Here is a 16,393-nt window from a genome sequence, read left to right as displayed (position 1 = left end):
GCCGTCATCCCGCCGGGGTGGCCGCGGGCAGGGTGACGATCGCCGCCAGACCACCGCCTTCGGGCAGCTCCAGCCGCAACTGCCCGCGCATGCGTTGCAGGGTGCGCTGCACGATCGCCAGCCCCAGCCCGCTGCCGGGCGTGGAGCGCGCCTGCTCGGCGCGAAAAAACGGCTCGGTCAAGCGTGGCAGCACCTTGGCATCGACGCCCGGGCCATGGTCGCGCACGACCAGCCGCACGTTGGCTGCCCCGTCGTGTTCGCCAAGCAGGTCGATGCGCACCACGCCGTCAGTGCCACGGCCGTAGCGCACGGCGTTTTCCATCAGGTTGACCAACACACGGTGCAGCGCCGTCGGATCGGCGCGAGCCTGCAGCTCGGTGGGCACGCGCACATCCAGCACCACCCCTTCGCGCGCTTGGTACTTGGCGCATGCGCGCTGCACCGCCTCGTGCAACGGCAGCGGCTCGCTTTGCAGCGGGCGCTCGCGTGCGAAGTCCAAAAACTGCCCTAAGATCGCGTCCACGTCGGCGATGTCGCCGGCCATGCGCTCACGGGTGTCGGCGTCGGGCACGCCCAGCTCCACCTCCAGCCGCAGGCGCGCCAGCGGCGTGCGCAGGTCGTGCGAAATGCCAGCCAGCATCAGGCGGCGGTCGGCCTCGGCGCGCGCCAGGCGCTCGGCCATGGCGTTGAAGGCGTGGTTGACGTGGGCGATTTCGCGCGTGGGCAGGCGTTCGCTCAGGCGCGCACCCTCAAAGTCACCTTCACCCACGCGCTCGGCGGCGCGCGCCAGGCGTTGCAGCGGCTGGTTGATGAGTCGGGTGATGAGCACGGCGCCGACCAGGGACAACCCCACCGCGGTGGCGCCCCACACCAGCCAGGTGCGTCCCTGCACCCCGGCCAAGCGGGCCGGGTCGGCCAGCAGCCAGTATTTTTCGTCCTCGATGGCAAAGCCGATCCACAACCCATCGAAGCCGTTGACCTCCTGCGCGACCAGGGTGCCGGGGCCGAGCCGCTCCTGCAGCGCCTGCGCCACCCGCGCCCCCAGCGTCCCGGCCGCGAACGGCCGATGGGTGTCGGTGGGCTCGCGCACGGCGATGCGCACGTTTTCCTCGTCCACCAGCGTTTTGACCAGCGCCACGCGCGCAATCGGGTCGGTGTAGATGAGCGAGGCGCGCGTCAGGTTGACCAACGACGCCAGCGCCTGCGCGCTTTGCAGCGCGCGCGGCTCTTGCTCCAGCGTGCGTAGCGCCTGGAACCACGCCAGCGCGTTGACCGTCAGCAGCGCCACCAGCAGCAAGAAGTTGCGCCAAAACAGGCTCATCGGTCATCCGGCACGAACATGTAGCCCACACCCCACACGGTCTGGATGTAGCGCGGATTGGCCGGGTCGGGCTCGATGAGCTTGCGCAGGCGCGACACCTGCACGTCGAGGCTGCGGTCGAACGGCTCGAACTCACGCCCACGCGCCAACTGGGCCAGCTTGTCGCGCGACATGGGCTGGCGTGGGTGACGCACCAGGGCCTTGAGCATCGCGTATTCGCCCGTCGTCAGCGTGATTTCTTGGCCATCGCGCAGCAGGCGTCGACGCCCCAGGTCGAACGTGAACGGACCGAAGTTGACCACCGCGCCGTCGGCCGCGGCGGCGCCGGGGGCCTCGGGGGGCGGCCGGCGGCGCAGCACCGCGTGGATGCGCGCCAGCAGCTCACGTGGGTTGAACGGCTTGGGCAGGTAGTCGTCGGCGCCCAACTCCAGACCGATGATGCGGTCCACGTCCTCGCCCTTGGCGGTGAGCATGATGATGGGTGTTTGCTCCCCCGCGGCGCGCAACCGGCGGCAGATCGACAGGCCATCCTCGCCCGGCAGCATCAGGTCCAGCACGATCAGGTCGGCCGTCTCGCGCTGCAGCAAGCGGTCCAGGCGGGCGCCATCTTCGGCCAGCAGCACCTCGAAGCCCTCTTGGGCCAGGTAGCGCTGCAGCAGCTCGCGGATGCGCGCGTCGTCGTCGACGATGATCAGGCGGGCGGGGCGGCGTGGCGTCATGCGTCGTACCCATCGGTCAAACCAAGCATGGTGCGCATTGTGCGGGCAAACGCCGGCAACGTGCGTAACGGGGTGTGACGGCGCTGCCACCCACACCGGGTCTGCGGCATACTGGGGCCCGCGTTGATCATGTGGAGAAAGCCGCCATGCCAAACGATAGGCGATGCGCCCGCCGAGGGTGGTGGGCACTGGGTTGGGTGGCCGCGTTGATGGTGTCGCACGTGTGGGCGGGGGAGGCGCCAGCGGCGCCCCAGCGCCTCGTGCACCTGAGCGCCCAGGCCTCCGAGCGCGTCAACCACGACTGGGTGACCGTGGCCCTGCAGACCCGTGCGCAGGCGTCCGACGCTGCCGCGGTGCAAGCGCAGTTGGCGGAAACGCTGCGCCACGCGCTGGCCGCGTTGCGCGCGCGGGCGCCGGGCGAAGGGGTGGAGCTCAGCACCGGCGCGTTCGTCGTGCAGCCGCGCTACGGGCGCGAGGGGCAGATCGTGGGCTGGCAGGGCAGCGCCGAGATCGTCGTGCAGGGGCGTGACGTGGCGGCGCTGGCCGCGTTGGCCCAGTCCGCACCGGGCATGGCGGTGGCGTCGGTGCGCATGGGCGTGGCGCCGACCACGCAACAGGCGGCCCAGGTGGCGCTGCGTCGGCGCGCCATCGAGGCCTTTCGGCGCCAGGCGGACGAGGTGGCCCAGGCCTTTGGCGCGCGCGGCTGGGTGCTGCACGAGGCGAACGTGGGCAACCTCGACGCGGGCAGCCCACCGCCGGTGCTGCGCGCCGCCACCCTGGCCGTTGGGCCCGCAGAGGCAGCGCCGTTGCCGCTGGAGCCGGGGCAGGGCACGCTGAGCGTGACGGTGTCAGGCAGCATCGCGCTGCAATGACCCCGGTTGTGGGATCGTGGTCACTGCGCGGCCCAGCCGCCGTCCATGTTCCAGGCCGCGCCACGCACGTTGTCGGCCGCGGGGGAGCACAAAAACACCGCCAGCTCGCCCAACTGCTCGGGCGTGGTGAATTGCATCGACGGCTGCTTTTCGCCCAGCAGTTGGCGGGTGGCTTGCTCGACGCTGATGCCTTGCTGCGCGGCGCGGTCGTCCACCTGCTTTTGCACCAGCGGTGTCAGCACCCACCCAGGGCAGATGGCGTTGCAGGTGACGCCGGTGGTGGCGGTTTCCAGCGCCACCACCTTGGTCAGCCCCACCAGACCATGCTTGGCGGCGACGTAAGCCGCCTTGTGGGCCGACGCCACCAGGCCATGCACCGACGCGATGTTGATGATGCGGCCCCAGTTGGCCGCCTTCATGGCCGGCAGCGCCAGCCGCGTGGTGTGGAACGCGCTGCTGAGGTTGATGGCGAGGATGGCGTCCCAGCGCTCGGGGGGAAAGTCCTCCACCGCCGCCACATGCTGGATGCCGGCGTTGTTGACCAGGATGTCGACGCGGCCAAAGCGTTCGGCGGCGGCGTGCATCATCGCTTCGATCTCGGCGGGCTTGCTCATGTCGGCGCCGTGGTACATCACCTGCACCCCCAGTGCCTCGATCGCGGCGCGCGCGCCGTCCACATCGCCAAAGCCGTTGAGCACGATGTTGGCGCCGCGGGCGGCCAACGCCTTGGCGATGCCCAGCCCGATGCCGCTGGTGGAACCCGTCACGAGGGCGGTCTTGTTGTGTAGCATGGTTGGCCTCCTTGCCGATCCGCTAGGATCACGTCACCGTTACGAACAACAGCCATTATCCGCCACCGCCTTCGTCACACCATGGAACCCACCTTGCATCGTATGCCCGTCGCCGGACCGGCCGCCCGCGGGGGCGGCCCACGCCACCTGGCGTGGTGGTCGTGGAACGCCACCGGCCAAGCCTCGCCGGCGCGCGTGGTGGTGTGTGTGCATGGCCTCACGCGGCAGGCGCGTGACTTTGACGTGCTGGCGCAGGCCCTGGCGCCGCACATGATGGTGGTGGCGGTGGACGTGGCGGGCCGGGGCGAGAGCGATTGGCTCGACGACCCCATGGCCTACCAAATCCCTACCTACGTGGCCGATGTGGCTCAACTCATCGGGCATTTGCGCCAGCGGCACGCGGAGCGCACCGGCGCGGCCGAGCCGTTGGCGATCGACTGGGTGGGCACCAGCATGGGCGGCCTCATCGGCATGGCCATCGCGGCGCAGCCGGCCATGGCCATTCACAAGCTGGTGCTCAACGACGTCGGCCCGGTCATCGAGCCGGCGTCGCTGCAGCGCATCGCGCGCTACATCGGCGGCGACCCGGTGTTTGCCAGCGTGGACGAGGCGGCCGATGCGCTGTGGGCGGCGTCGCCGACCTTCGGCCCGCACACCCGTGAGCAGTGGTTGGCGTTGACCCGCCCGATGCTGCGCCCCGCCCCGGGTGGCGGCTGGCGGCTGCACTACGACCCCGCGCTGGCGGTGCCGTTTCGCGCGCTGGCCCAGGCGCAGCAAGCCGCGCAGCAGGCCGACCCCGCGGCGGCGCGGGACGCCGCGGCGTCTGCGGCGCAGGCCAGCGAAGCCATGCTGTGGGCCCTGTACGACGCCATCACCTGCCCGACGTTGCTGCTGCGCGGCGCGCAGTCGGATCTGCTGTCGCGTGCCACGGCCGAGGCCATGACGCAGCGTGGGCCGCGCGCGCGCTTGGTGGAATTCGCCGGCGTGGGCCATGCCCCGATGCTGGTGCAGCCTGACCAGGTGCAGGTGGTGCGAGACTTTTTGCTGGCGCCATGATCAGCGTCACCCCAACCACGACGGACGCGGCCAGCGCCGCCGTCATCCACGCGGCGCTGGACTCGCCGCAGGCGCACGACCAGCGTGCCCTGGCTCGGGCACGCGCCTTTGCCGAGCCGCTGTTGGCGCCCGAGTGTTTGGACACCGGCGAGCCTGCGCTGCAGCACGCTGACGGCGTGGCGCAGATCCTGGCGCGCATCGGCGGCACCGCCGAGCTGCAAGCCTGCGCGTACCTGGTGTACGCGGTGGGCTACCTGGCGCGCCCGCGGGAGAGCATCGCCAAGGCGTTTGGCGAGTCGTTGGCCGAGGTGGCGCTGGAGACGCACAAGCTCATCCAGCTGCAGCGGCAGGCGCGCGCAAGGGCGCCGGCACCCGACGCTGGCGCGGGCGGCAGCGAGCTCGATCGCGCCCAAACCGAAAACGTGCGCAAGATGCTGCTGGCGTTTTCGCGCGACCTGCGTGTGGTGCTGCTGCGGCTGGCTTCGCGCCTGCAAACGCTGCGCCACTACGCCGCCAGCAAGCTGCCGCCCCCGCGCGCGCTGGCGGCCGAGTCGCTGCACGTGTTCGCGCCGTTGGCCAACCGGCTGGGCATCGGGCAACTGAAGTGGGAGCTGGAAGACCTCGCGTTTCGTTTTCTGGAGCCCGACACCTACAAGACCATCGCGCGGTTGTTGGACGAAAAGCGCGTCGAGCGCGAGGCCCACGTCGAGCAGGTGCGCCAGCGGCTGGAAATGGCGCTTCGCCAGCTTGGCCTGCAGGCCCAGGTGCAGGGACGCCCCAAGCACATCTACAGCATCGTCAAAAAGATGCGCGGCAAGGGGCTGTCGTTCGAGCAGGTGTACGACCTGCGGGCGCTGCGCGTCATCGTCGACACCGTGGACGAGTGCTACCGCGTGCTGGCCTGGGTGCACGAGCACTACACGCCCGTGCCCGAGGAATTCGACGACTACATCGCCCGCCCCAAGCCCAACGGCTACCAGTCGCTGCACACGGTGGTGCGCGACGAACAGGGCCGAGCGTTCGAAATCCAGATCCGCACCCGCGCCATGCACGAGCACGCCGAGCACGGCGTGGCCGCGCACTGGGCCTACAAGGAAGCCGGCACCAAGGGCTACGCGGGGGTCAGCGCGAGTTCGTCCTACGACGCCAAGATCGCCGTGCTGCGCCAACTGCTGGCGTGGCAAAGCGACCTCACGGGGCTCGCGCACGGGCTGTTCGACGACCACATCTACGTCTTCACGCCCCAGGCGGCCATCGTCGAGTTGCCCAAGGGCGCCACCCCGGTGGACTTTGCCTACGCCGTGCACACCGACCTTGGCCACCGCTGCCGAGGGGCCAAGGTGGACGGCCAGATGGTGCCGCTCAACACGCCGCTGAGCACGGGGCAAACGGTGGAGATCATCGCCGCCAAGGAAGGCGGCCCATCGCGCGACTGGCTCAACCCCGAGGCAGGGTACCTGGTCAGCCACCGCGCCAAGGCCAAGGTGCGCGCCTGGTTCAACGCGCTGGCGGCGCAGGAAAACATCGCCCGCGGGCGTGAGCAGGTGGAGCGGCTGCTGCAGCGCGAAGGGCGCACCGCCACCAGCCTGGAAGCCTTGGCCCAAGCCTTGGGCTACGCCACGCCCGAGGCGCTGTTCGAAGCGGTGGGCAAAGAAGCCATCACGCTGCGCGCCATCGAGCAGCAGTTGGCGCCCGCGGCCGTGGCCCCGGCGGCGCAGCCGGCCGCACCCGTGCTCAAAAAGCCTCGCACGACCACCCGCGCGTCCAACGCGGATGTGCTGGTGGTGGGCGTGGGCGCGCTGATGACGACGTTGGCACGCTGCTGCAAGCCAGCCCCGCCGGACGATATTCGCGGCTTCATCACGCGCGGCAAGGGGGTTAGCGTGCACCGTGCCGACTGCCCCGACTTCGCGGCGCTGGCCGCGCGCCAGCCCGGGCGTGTCATCGACGTGGCGTGGGCGCACACACCGGCCAGCGGTCCGCACGCCCCCGTGTACGCGGTGGACGTTGGCGTGCAGGCGCAAGACCGCCAAGGCCTGCTGCGCGACATCACCGAGGCCTTCGCGCGCGAAAAAATCAACGTCATTGGCGTGCAAACGCAGACCGTGCGCGACATGGCGTGGATGACCTTCACGGTGGAGGTGAGCGACGCCTCGAAGGTGGCGCGCGTGATGGCGGTGCTGTCGGACGTGCCCGGCGTGATCAAGGTGTGGCGCCGTTGATGGCGTGCGGCATCAGGCCTTTTTTGCGCTATACTCTTGGCTCTGTCGGAAACGCACTGCACAGTGCGGTCACCAACCGACACCGACCCAGGCGCGTAGCTCAGCTGGTTAGAGCACCACCTTGACATGGTGGGGGTCGTTGGTTCGAGTCCAATCGCGCCTACCAGTTTGCCAGTCCCAAGCCCGCCACGTGCGGGCTTTGTGCTTTGGAAGCGGCCGCATTTGTGACGTACCATCGCGGCATGGCAGGGACTTGGGCTGTGCGCGCGCGTCAACGGCTCGTCCAGCGTGCACGCCGCGCTGGACGGGCGTGCGTGCGCTTGGGTTGGCTGGCATGGTTGTTGACGGCTGCGCCGCTGCATGCCCTGACGCTGCGGGTGGGGTACTACGACAACCCGCCCAAGGTGATGCGCGCTTCCGACGGGTCTGCCAGCGGCAGCCTGGTCGAGCTGCTGCAGGCCATCGCCGCCGAGGAAGGGTGGTCGCTGCAGTTCGTGGCGTGCGAATGGGAGTGGTGCTTGCAGCAACTGCAGGCCGGTGCGCTGGACCTAATGCCCGACGTGGCCGCCACACCGGAGCGGCAGGCCCGCTTCGACTTTCATCAGCAGCCCGCGCTGCTGAGTTGGTCGCAGATTTACAGCCGCCCCTCGGTGCGCGTGACGACCCTGCTGGACCTGGATGGGCGACGCGTCGCGGTGCTGCAGGGCAGTGTGCAACAACAAGTGCTGCAAAGCATGGTCGAAGGCTTCGACCTGCGCACCGAGTGGGTGCCGGTAGCGTCGTTTGCCGCGGCTTTCGAGGCGGTGGCGCAAGGGCGGGCTGATGCGGCGGCGACCAACGTGCACTTTGGCGACTACCACATGCGGGCGTACGGGTTGGTCAGCACGCCCATCGTGTTCAACCCCGCGCGGCTGTACTACGCCGTGCCCAAAGGGCGCCACACCGACGTGCTGAGGGCGATCGATCGCCATCTGCAACGCTGGAGTGCCGACCCGGCGTCGCCCTACCACCAAATCATGCGGCGTTGGGCCATGCCCCAGGGCGTGGTGCGCTGGCCGGCGTGGGTGCTGCCGGCGGTGGGCGGCCTGCTGGCCGCGGCCCTGGCCCTGGGGCTGGCCACGCTGTGGTTACGCCGGCAGGTGCGCGCGGCGACGGCGGAGCTGCGCCGCAGCGAGCGGCGGTACCGCCAGATCACCGAGTCGGTGGCGGACGTCATCTGGACGCTGGACCCACGCACGCAGCGGTTCACCTACGTCAGCCCGGCGGTGCAACGGCTGCGTGGCTACACGCCCGAGGAGGTCATGGCGCAGCCGCTGGACGCGGTGCTGCTGCCCGACGACGCGCGGCGTGTGCGCGAACGTCTGGTCGAGCGCTTGGCGGCCCTGGACGCGGGTACGCTGGACACAGGCGTGGTGGAGGTGCTGGAGTTGCCCCAGCGCCGCAAAGACGGCTCGCTGGTGTGGACCGAGGTGGTGACGCGCCTGGTGCGCGAACCCGACAGCGGGCGGTGGGAAGTGCTGGGGGTGACGCGCGACATCAGCGAGCGGCGCGCCGCACAGCAGCGCATCGAGCAGTTGGCGCGGTTTGACCAGTTGACCGGGTTGCCCAACCGCACGCAGTTGTACACGGTGTTGCAGCGCCTGCTGGAGGAGGCACGCGCCGACGCCAAGCCCCTGGCGGTGTTGGTGCTGGATCTGGACCACTTCAAAGCCGTCAACGAGTCGCAGGGCCTCAGCGTCGGTGACGCCGTGCTGGCCGAGGTGGCGCGGCGCCTGACGCAGCAGTTGCGTGTGGGCGATGTGGCCGCCCGTACCGGCGGCGATGAGTTTGTGGTCGTCTTGCCCGGTGCCGATGCCGCCCAGGCGGCGCAGTGGGCGCGCACCATGCTGAGCGTGCTGGGGCAGCCGCACCGGCTGCCCGACGGCGAGTTGGCGCTGGGGGGCTCCGTGGGGGTGGCGCTGTTTCCCGACGATGGGCAGGAGGTGGACGCGTTGCTGCGCCGTGCCGACGCGGCCATGCACGAAGCCAAAGCCGCCGGGCGCAACACGGTGCGCTTTTACGCCGCGGCGCAGCAGCAGCGTGCCGAGCGCCTGTTGCGCCTCAGCACCGCGCTGGGCATGGCGCTGACGCGTGGCGAGCTGTACTTGCAATACCAGCCCCAGGTCGATTTGCGCGACGGACGCATCGTCGGCGCCGAAGCGCTGCTGCGCTGGCGCCACCCCGAGTGGGGCGAGGTATCGCCCGCGGAATTCATTCCGGTGGCCGAAGACACCGGCCGCATCGTCGAGATCGGCGACTGGGTGCTGCGCGAGGCGCTGGCCGCGGCGCGCCGTTGGAGCGACCTGCCCGACGCGCCGTACGTGGCCGTCAATGTGTCGGTGCTGCAGGTGCGCCAGCCTGGTTTTGCCGAGCGGCTGCAGGCGCTGGTGCAAAGCCTGGCGTTGCCACCGCAGCGCGTGGAGCTGGAAGTCACCGAATCGGTGGCGGCGGGCCACGCCGACGTCGTGCGCCGCACGCTGCAGCCCCTGGTGCAAGCTGGCTTTCCCATCGCCATCGACGACTTCGGCACCGGCTACTCGTCACTGGCGTACCTGCGCCGGCTGGGTTTTCGCCGGCTCAAGATCGACCGCGCCTTCGTGCAAGACATCGGCCGCGATGCGGACGACGAGGCCATCATCCGCGCCATCGTGCAACTGGCCCGCACGCTGGGCTTGAGCACCGTGGCCGAAGGGGTGGAAACGGTGCAGCAGGCGCAGTTCCTGGCTGCGGTGGGCTGCGATGTCATGCAGGGGTGGCTGTTCTCGGCGGCGCTGGCCGAAGCCGACTTTGCCGAACTGTGCCGCCACCACGACGCCCCCGGTTGGCGCCAGCGTTGGCTGGCGGGCCAGGCTGGCTGAAGCACGCCAAGCGGCGCGGGCGGGCGCGGATGCTGCCACAATCGCGTGCGATGAACGATGCATCGATCGACCCCCTGGCGGCGCTGTCGCCGCTGCTGCCCCCGCTGGAGCACGACCCCCAACTGGCGGCGCTGCGGGTACCTCCTCACTCCCTGGAGGCCGAGTCCAGCGTGCTGGGCGGGCTGCTGCTGGACAACGCCGCGTGGGACCGCGTGGCCGACCTCGTCACCGAGAGCGACTTTTACCGCCCTGAGCACCAGCGTATCTTCGCCGCCATCGACGCCCTGATCGGCGCCGGCAAGCCTGCCGACGTCATCACGGTGCACGAGCACTTGGCCAGCCTGGGCCGCGCCGACGAGGTGGGTGGGCTGGCCTACCTGAACCAGTTGGCGCAGTACGTGCCCAGCGCGGCCAACATCCGGCGCTACGCCGAAATCGTGCGCGAGCGCGCCATCCTGCGCAAGCTCATCGCCGCCAGCGACGACATCGCGGCGCAAGCCTTCGCGCCGCGCGGCAAGCCGGTGGCCACGATCCTGGACGAGGCCGAGCAAAAAATCCTGTCCATCGGCGAAGAAGGCAGCCGCATGAAGCAGGGCTTCCAGTCGATGGACAAGCTCGTGGTCGAGCTGCTGGACCGTGTGCAGGAAATGGCCGACAACCCCAACGACATCACCGGGGTGCCCACCGGCTTCATCGACCTGGACCGCATGACCGCCGGCTTGCAGCCGGGCGACCTGATCATCATCGCCGCGCGCCCGAGCATGGGTAAAACGGCCTTCGCCATCAACATCGCCGAGCACGTGGCCCTGCACGAGGGCCTGCCGGTGGCGGTGTTTTCGATGGAAATGGGCGCGGCGCAACTGGCGGTGCGGGTGGTGGGGTCGATCGGGCGCATCAACCAAAGCCACCTGCGCACCGGCAAGCTGGCGCCCGACGAATGGCCGCGCCTGACCGAGGCGATCGAAAAGCTGCGCCACGTGTCGCTGTACATCGACGAGACACCCGGCCTGACGCCGGCCGAGCTGCGCGCCAACGCGCGTCGGCTGGCGCGCCAATGCGGCAAGCTCGGCCTGATCGTCGTGGACTACCTGCAGCTGATGAGCGGCGGTGGCAACAGCGACGAAAACCGCGCCACGGAGCTCGGCGAAATCTCGCGCGGCCTCAAGATGCTGGCCAAGGAGTTGCAGTGCCCGGTGATCGCGCTGTCGCAGCTCAACCGCGGCGTCGAGCAGCGCACCGACAAGCGGCCCATGATGTCGGACTTGCGCGAATCAGGCGCCATTGAGCAGGACGCCGACATCATCATGTTCATCTACCGCGACGAGTACTACACCAAAGACCAGTGCAAGGAGCCGGGGGTGGCGGAAATCATCATCGGCAAGCAGCGCAACGGGCCCACCGGCACGGTCAAGCTGGCGTTCCTGAGCGCGTTGACGCGGTTCGAAAACCTGGCCGGGTACGATACAGGTTACTGAACGCGTACGGGAGCACGGTATGGAACGACCAATACACGACCTGGCCGAGCTGTTTGCGCAGCTTGGCCTGCCCAACGACGAAGCGTCGATGCGCGCCTTCCTGGAGCGGCACGCGCCCCTGCCGGCCAACGTCGCGCTGGCCGACGCCCCGTGGTGGACGCCGGCGCAAGCCCGCTTTTTGCGTGACGCCAAATGCGAAGACGCCGACTGGGCGGAACTGGTGGATCAGCTCGACGCCGCGCTGCGTCGCTGAGTGACCGCAGCCCGCTCAGAGGTCCGGCGCTGGCGCGGCGGCGGGGCCGCTGCGCCCGTACCAGCGCACCATGACGCGCCCTTTGCCAGCGTCCTTGGCGCGGTACATCAACTCATCGGCTTGGGCCAGCAGCGCGGGCAGCGGCTGGCAGCCACGGAACAACAGCACGCCCACGCTGCAGCTGGCCTGCACGGTGTGGTCGCCCAGCGGCACCGGCTCCGCCATGGCCTGCACGATCATGCGTGCGGCTCGCAACGCGATGCGCTGTGCGCGCAGCGGCGCCTGCCCGATATCGGTCAGCAGCGCCAAAAATTCATCCCCGGCCAGCCGCCCCACAGGGTCGGAACCACGCACACTGCCGCGCAAGCGGTGCGCCAGCATTCGCAGCACGGCGTCGCCCGCCGCGTGGCCATGGCGGTCGTTGATTTGCTTGAAATCGTCGAGGTCGATGAACAGCAACGCGCACCAGCCCGGTTCGCGTTGCTGGCGCAGCACCGCTTGCTCAATGCGGTCCAGCAGCAGCCGGCGGTTGGCCAGGCCCGTGAGCGGGTCGATGAACGCGAGCTCGGTCAGTTCGTCTTCGCGTTGCTTGAGCGCCGTGACGTCGCGCACCAGCATCACGAAGCGCGTTGGCCCCGGGCCGGGCATCTGCTTGCGCGCCACCGAGAGCTCAAACCAGCGCCGCCCCATCGGCAGTTCCAGCGAGTAGCGGTAGCCGCGCGCGTGGCCACGCCGCTCGGCTTCGGCCATGGCGGCTTCGCCCACCGCCACCACATCGGGGGGCAGCAGATCCCGGTGGTTGCGCCCAACGATGGCGCCGGCCGGCGCGGCCAGCAGGTTGCTGTCGGGCGAGTGCACGCGGTGAAACACCCCGTCACGGTCGATTTCGAACAGCAAGTCAGGCAGCGCTCGCAACGTGGCATCGAGCTCGGCGCGCGTCTCGCGCAACGCGACTTCGGCCCGCTTGCGTGGGGTGATGTCTTGGGCCACGCCCACGTAGCCGGCAAAATGCCCCCGCTCATCGAACTGGGGCAGCCCGCTGATGGCGCACCAGCGTGCACGTCGACCGGGCGTGCGCCAAGCCAGCTCCAAGCCCCGAAACGGTTTGTGTGCCCACAGCACCCGCTGATGATGGCGCCACTGGGCGGCCGGCAGGTGGAAGCCAGGACTGTCCCAAGGAGCGTGCCCCAACAGCGTGTCCAGCGCAGGCAGCGGCCGCTCGGGGTGCAAGCTCTCCACGCGGACAATGCGCAGCTGCGCATCCATGGCCCAGCGCCAGTCGGCAACCAGCGCAAGCGCAGCTTCACCCGACATCGGCCACGCTGGCACGTCGGTGGCTGGCGCGGGGTTGCCCACACTCGGGCCGTGGCTGGTCATGGTTGGCGCGCAAACTCCTAAAAATAGAAATGATGCATGCCCTGCGCGGCGATGTCCATCCCCTGTTTGGGGGAGGCGCGGGCTCAGAGCTGGCCCGCGTGGTCCGCCTCGCAGACCCGTCACAGGGGCTGGTGGTTGCCAGGTCGCCCAAAACAAAAGCCCGCCGGCCGGCGGGCTACGTGTGATCGGTTGGCTCCCCGACCTGGGCTCGAACCAGGGACCTACGGATTAACAGTCCGGCGCTCTACCGACTGAGCTATCGGGGAACAAGACCTCTATTATAGCCCAGTTGGGGGCGGGTGATCGCGTCGCGCGTCAGCGCGCAGCTCGCCCCAGCGTTGCATCAACGCACGTGCAGCCGCTTCGGGGTCGGGGGCCTGCACGATGGCGCGCACCACCGCAAAGGCGCCGACGCCGCTGGCCGCCACGGCAGGCAGCTCGGCCAGACCGATGCCACCGATGGCGACGATGGGCACCGCACGCACCAGGCGGGCGTAAGCGCGCAAGCGGCCGACCCCTTGAGGGGCGGTGGGCATGGCCTTGAGCGTGGTCGGGAACACCGCCCCCAGTGCGAGGTAGCTGGGCCCCAGCCGCCACGCGCGCACCAGTTCGGCGTAGCCGTGGGTGCTGATGCCCAGCCGCAAGCCGCTGGCACGCAGGGTGGCGATATCGTCGGGCGTGAGGGTGTCGAGGTCCTCTTGCCCCAGGTGCACGCCGTAGGCACCTACGTCCAGCGCGGCACGCCAGTGGTCGTTGATGAACAACCGCGCGGACGTCCCCTCGACGGCGCGCACCGCCGCCTGCACCTCGCTCGCGATGCGTCCCGGGTCGTCGTGCTTGAAGCGCAACTGCAACGTGGGCACCCCCGCTGCGGCCATGCGCGCCACCCAGTCGGCGTTGGGCAGCACGGCGTACAGGCCCATGTCGTGCGGGCAGGGGGGGAACGGTTGGGGGTGCAGCGCCAAACCAAAATCCTGCGGGTCGTCGGGCCAATCGTGGGGCTGCAACCCCAGGCGGGTGGCGCGGCGCACCCACGCGCTGGCGAGCACGGCTGCGTCGGCCGGCCCAAAGCCCAAGCGGCGCGCGGCCGCGTGCGTGACCGCGTAGACGCTGCCGTCGGCGGGCACGGCGTGCGGGTCGGCGTCGCGCTCGATGCGCAAGTCGGCGTGGGCTGCGGCGATGGCTTGCGCGGCGGCTTCGGGGGCGGGAACGTGCAAGGGCGCTGGCATGGCGTCAGGGTTGGTGCCAAAACGGTGTGCCCAGCACCGGGGTGCTGGGCTGGGCTGCGGTTTGGGGCTCGATGGCGCCAGCGCGGTAGGCCGCGCGGCCGGCGGCCACGGCGTCGGCAAACGCCCCGGCCATGGCCACGGGGTCGCGGGCCTGCGCCACGGCGGTGTTGAGCAGCACGGCGTCGTAGCCCCACTCCAACACCTGGCAGGCGTGCGAGGGCAGTCCGAGGCCCGCGTCCACGATCAGCGGCACGTCGGGCAGGCGTTCGCGCAGCACGCGCATGGCGTAGGGGTTGACCGGCCCCTGGCCGGTGCCGATCGGGGCCGCCCACGGCATGACGGCCTGGCAGCCGGCGTCCAGCAGCCGCTGGCACAGCACCAGGTCTTCGGTGCAGTAGGGCAGCACCTTGAAGCCGCGGCGCACGAGCTCGGCCGCCGCGGCGGGCAGTTGCACGGTGTCGGGCTGCAGGGTGTAGTCGTCGCCGATGAGCTCAAGCTTGATCCAGTCGGTGCCGAACACCTCGCGCGCCATTTCGGCGGTGGTGATGACCTCTTGCAGGCTGTGGCATCCCGCGGTGTTGGGCAGCACCGGTACCCCCAGGCGCTGCAGCAGCGTCCAAAAGCCGTGGCTGGCGTCGGCGCCCAGGGCGCCGTGGCGCCGCAGGGAGGCGGTCAACATGCAGGGCCTGGCCCGTTGCACGGCCTGCTCCAGCACCGCGGGCGAGGGGTAACGCGAGGTGCCCAGCAGCAGGCGCGAGGCGAACGCCTGGCCGTACAGGATCAGGGGATCGGGGTGGTTCGACGGGTTTGGGTTGGCATCCATGGTGTGGGGGGGTCAGCCACCGGTGATGGGGGTGATGATTTCCAAGCGGTCCCCCTCGCGCAGCGGCGTGTGCGCGTATTGTGCCCGTGGCACGAAATGCAGGTTGAGCGCCACCGCAAAAGGTGGCCGCAGCCCCAGCGCGTGGGTGGCGTGGTCGACGGCGTCGGCCACGCACGCGGCGTCGGGCAAGGCGAGGGGCTGGCCGTTGAGCACGATGTTCATGCGGTCAAGGTCTCCGGGGTCACAAACGTCAACCCGAGTTGTTGCGCCAGCGCGGTGTGCCCTTCGAGCACGTACTGCAGCACGGCGTCGCACACGGCAGGCGCGACCAGGTAGCCGTGGCGGTACAGGCCGTTGAGCTGCACCACGCGCGGGGCACGCACACGCACGGCCGGCAGGTTGTCGGGCAGGGTGGGGCGGCACTCGGTGTTGAGCTCCAGGATGCGCGCTTCGGCAAAACCGGGGTGGACGGCGTAGGCGGCGCTGAGCAGCTCCAGCGTCGAGCGCACGCTGGCGGGCGAGCGGTCGTCGGCTTCGATTTCGGTGGCGCCGATGACGAAGACATGCCGCTCCTTGGGGGCGATGTAGATCGGGTAGCGCGGGTGCAGCAGCCGCGTGGGACGCTGCAGCGTGACGTCAGGCGCGTAAAGGCGCACCACCTCGCCGCGCACACCGCGCAGCGGTCCGCTGCCCGCAGCGCCATCGGCGGGCCACTCGGCTTGGGCACCCAGGCCACGGCAGTCGAACACCCAGTGGCCAGGGCGGTGGCTTGCGGCCATGGCGTCGGCCAAGGTGCTGGCCGCGCCCCACCGCACCACGGCGCCGTGGGCGTGCAATTCGGCCAGCAGCGCCTCCAGCATGGCGCGGCCATCGAGCTGACCCTCGCCGGGCAGGTACAGCGCCTGGGCAAACCGGCCCGCGACCGCGGGTTCGCACTGGGCCAGCTGCTCGGCGTGCAGCGGCTGCGGCTCGGGCAGGCTGCCCAGACGGGCCGCGGTGGCGCGCAGCAGCGCCTCGAAGCGGTGGGCTTCGCGCGCGTCTTGCCGGTGCCACAGGATCAGCGTGCCCTCGCGCTGAAAAAACACCGGCCGCGGCAGGCTGGCGCACAGTGCCTGCCAGCGTGGCAGCGCGTACAGGCCCATGGCCACGACGTTGGGCTCGGTCACGGCCGACTCGGCCAGGGGCGCCAGCATGGCCGCGGCCACGCGCGCAGCACCGCCCGCGTGCTCAGGGTCGGGGGCCTGTTCGCGCAGTTCGACCTGCCAGCCGGCGCGCACCAGCGCCACGCCCAACAGCCGGCCCAGGAGACCTGCGCCCAGGATGGTTGCGCTCAAAGGGTTGCTCATGCGCGCGATCGT

At 70.2% G+C, this 16,393-nt stretch carries 14 protein-coding genes and 2 tRNA genes; 7 read left to right on the top strand and 9 right to left on the bottom strand.

The window, feature by feature from the left end; all coding sequences use genetic code 11:
• Positions 1–4: 4 nt before the first annotated feature.
• The gene (locus EDC36_RS07770; RefSeq protein WP_132962690.1) at positions 5–1,321 is read right to left on the bottom strand and encodes an ATP-binding protein; all 1,317 of its coding nucleotides are present in this window, start codon (positions 1,319–1,321) and stop codon (positions 5–7) included.
• Positions 1,318–2,040: an osmolarity response regulator transcription factor OmpR gene (gene ompR / locus EDC36_RS07765; protein WP_132962689.1), complete on the bottom strand. Its 723-nt coding sequence runs from the start codon at positions 2,038–2,040 to the stop codon at positions 1,318–1,320. The genes EDC36_RS07770 and ompR overlap by 4 nt, the downstream gene beginning before the upstream one ends.
• Positions 2,041–2,249: 209 nt before the next feature.
• Between ompR and EDC36_RS07760 the strand changes: the two genes are divergently transcribed.
• A complete protein-coding gene (locus tag EDC36_RS07760; protein WP_165902834.1) occupies positions 2,250–2,912 on the top strand; it encodes an SIMPL domain-containing protein in 663 nt (220 codons plus the stop codon).
• A 20-nt stretch (positions 2,913–2,932) separates the two neighbouring features.
• Here EDC36_RS07760 and EDC36_RS07755 read toward each other — a convergent pair whose 3' ends face one another.
• The gene (locus EDC36_RS07755) at positions 2,933–3,703 is read right to left on the bottom strand and encodes a 3-hydroxybutyrate dehydrogenase (RefSeq protein ID WP_132962687.1); all 771 of its coding nucleotides are present in this window, start codon (positions 3,701–3,703) and stop codon (positions 2,933–2,935) included.
• A gap of 102 nt (positions 3,704–3,805) precedes the next feature.
• On the opposite strand from EDC36_RS07755, the gene EDC36_RS07750 reads away from it, so the two are divergent.
• The 6 genes from EDC36_RS07750 to EDC36_RS07725 all read left to right on the top strand — a co-directional run bounded on the left by EDC36_RS07750 (position 3,806) and on the right by EDC36_RS07725 (position 11,606).
• Positions 3,806–4,759 carry an alpha/beta fold hydrolase gene (locus EDC36_RS07750; protein ID WP_243646522.1) on the top strand — a complete coding sequence of 318 codons (954 nt, stop codon included), beginning with the start codon at positions 3,806–3,808 and terminating at the stop codon, positions 4,757–4,759.
• Positions 4,756–6,981 carry a RelA/SpoT family protein gene (locus EDC36_RS07745; RefSeq protein WP_132962685.1) on the top strand — a complete coding sequence of 742 codons (2,226 nt, stop codon included), beginning with the start codon at positions 4,756–4,758 and terminating at the stop codon, positions 6,979–6,981. Before EDC36_RS07750 ends, EDC36_RS07745 begins: the two co-directional genes overlap by 4 nt.
• An 89-nt stretch (positions 6,982–7,070) precedes the next feature.
• Positions 7,071–7,147: transfer RNA gene (locus EDC36_RS07740), tRNA-Val, on the top strand.
• 76 nt (positions 7,148–7,223) lie between these two features.
• On the top strand, positions 7,224–9,878 hold the full coding sequence (locus tag EDC36_RS07735) for an EAL domain-containing protein (protein ID WP_132962684.1): 2,655 nt from the start codon (positions 7,224–7,226) through the stop codon (positions 9,876–9,878).
• Positions 9,879–9,928: 50 nt separating this feature from the next.
• Positions 9,929–11,353 carry a replicative DNA helicase gene (gene dnaB, locus EDC36_RS07730; RefSeq protein WP_185971181.1) on the top strand — a complete coding sequence of 475 codons (1,425 nt, stop codon included), beginning with the start codon at positions 9,929–9,931 and terminating at the stop codon, positions 11,351–11,353.
• Positions 11,354–11,372: 19 nt separating this feature from the next.
• Complete coding sequence (locus EDC36_RS07725) at positions 11,373–11,606, top strand: DUF2789 domain-containing protein (protein ID WP_132962682.1); 234 nt, start codon at positions 11,373–11,375, stop codon at positions 11,604–11,606.
• 15 nt (positions 11,607–11,621) lie between these two features.
• Here EDC36_RS07725 and EDC36_RS07720 read toward each other — a convergent pair whose 3' ends face one another.
• From EDC36_RS07720 to EDC36_RS07695, 6 genes are all read right to left on the bottom strand, one after another.
• The gene (locus EDC36_RS07720; protein ID WP_132962681.1) at positions 11,622–12,983 is read right to left on the bottom strand and encodes a diguanylate cyclase domain-containing protein; all 1,362 of its coding nucleotides are present in this window, start codon (positions 12,981–12,983) and stop codon (positions 11,622–11,624) included.
• Positions 12,984–13,173: 190 nt separating this feature from the next.
• Positions 13,174–13,249 (bottom strand) — tRNA-Asn (locus EDC36_RS07715).
• 12 nt (positions 13,250–13,261) lie between these two features.
• On the bottom strand, positions 13,262–14,212 hold the full coding sequence (locus EDC36_RS07710; protein ID WP_132962680.1) for a thiamine phosphate synthase: 951 nt from the start codon (positions 14,210–14,212) through the stop codon (positions 13,262–13,264).
• Between the two features lie 4 nt (positions 14,213–14,216).
• Positions 14,217–15,035, bottom strand: coding sequence for a thiazole synthase (locus EDC36_RS07705; protein ID WP_132962679.1), 819 nt, complete (start codon positions 15,033–15,035; stop codon positions 14,217–14,219).
• Positions 15,036–15,047: 12 nt separating this feature from the next.
• A complete protein-coding gene (gene thiS, locus EDC36_RS07700) occupies positions 15,048–15,257 on the bottom strand; it encodes a sulfur carrier protein ThiS (RefSeq protein ID WP_132962678.1) in 210 nt (69 codons plus the stop codon).
• Entirely contained in the window at positions 15,254–16,381 is a 1,128-nt protein-coding gene (locus tag EDC36_RS07695) for an FAD-dependent oxidoreductase (protein WP_132962677.1), read from the bottom strand. The genes thiS and EDC36_RS07695 overlap by 4 nt, the downstream gene beginning before the upstream one ends.
• Positions 16,382–16,393: the final 12 nt, after the last annotated feature.

The organism is Tepidimonas ignava (genome assembly GCF_004342625.1).
GTDB classification, from domain to species: Bacteria; Pseudomonadota; Gammaproteobacteria; order Burkholderiales; family Burkholderiaceae_C; genus Tepidimonas; species Tepidimonas ignava.
The sequence above is the reverse complement of the archived record's forward strand: the minus strand, read 5'-3'. Positions and strand labels throughout refer to the sequence as shown.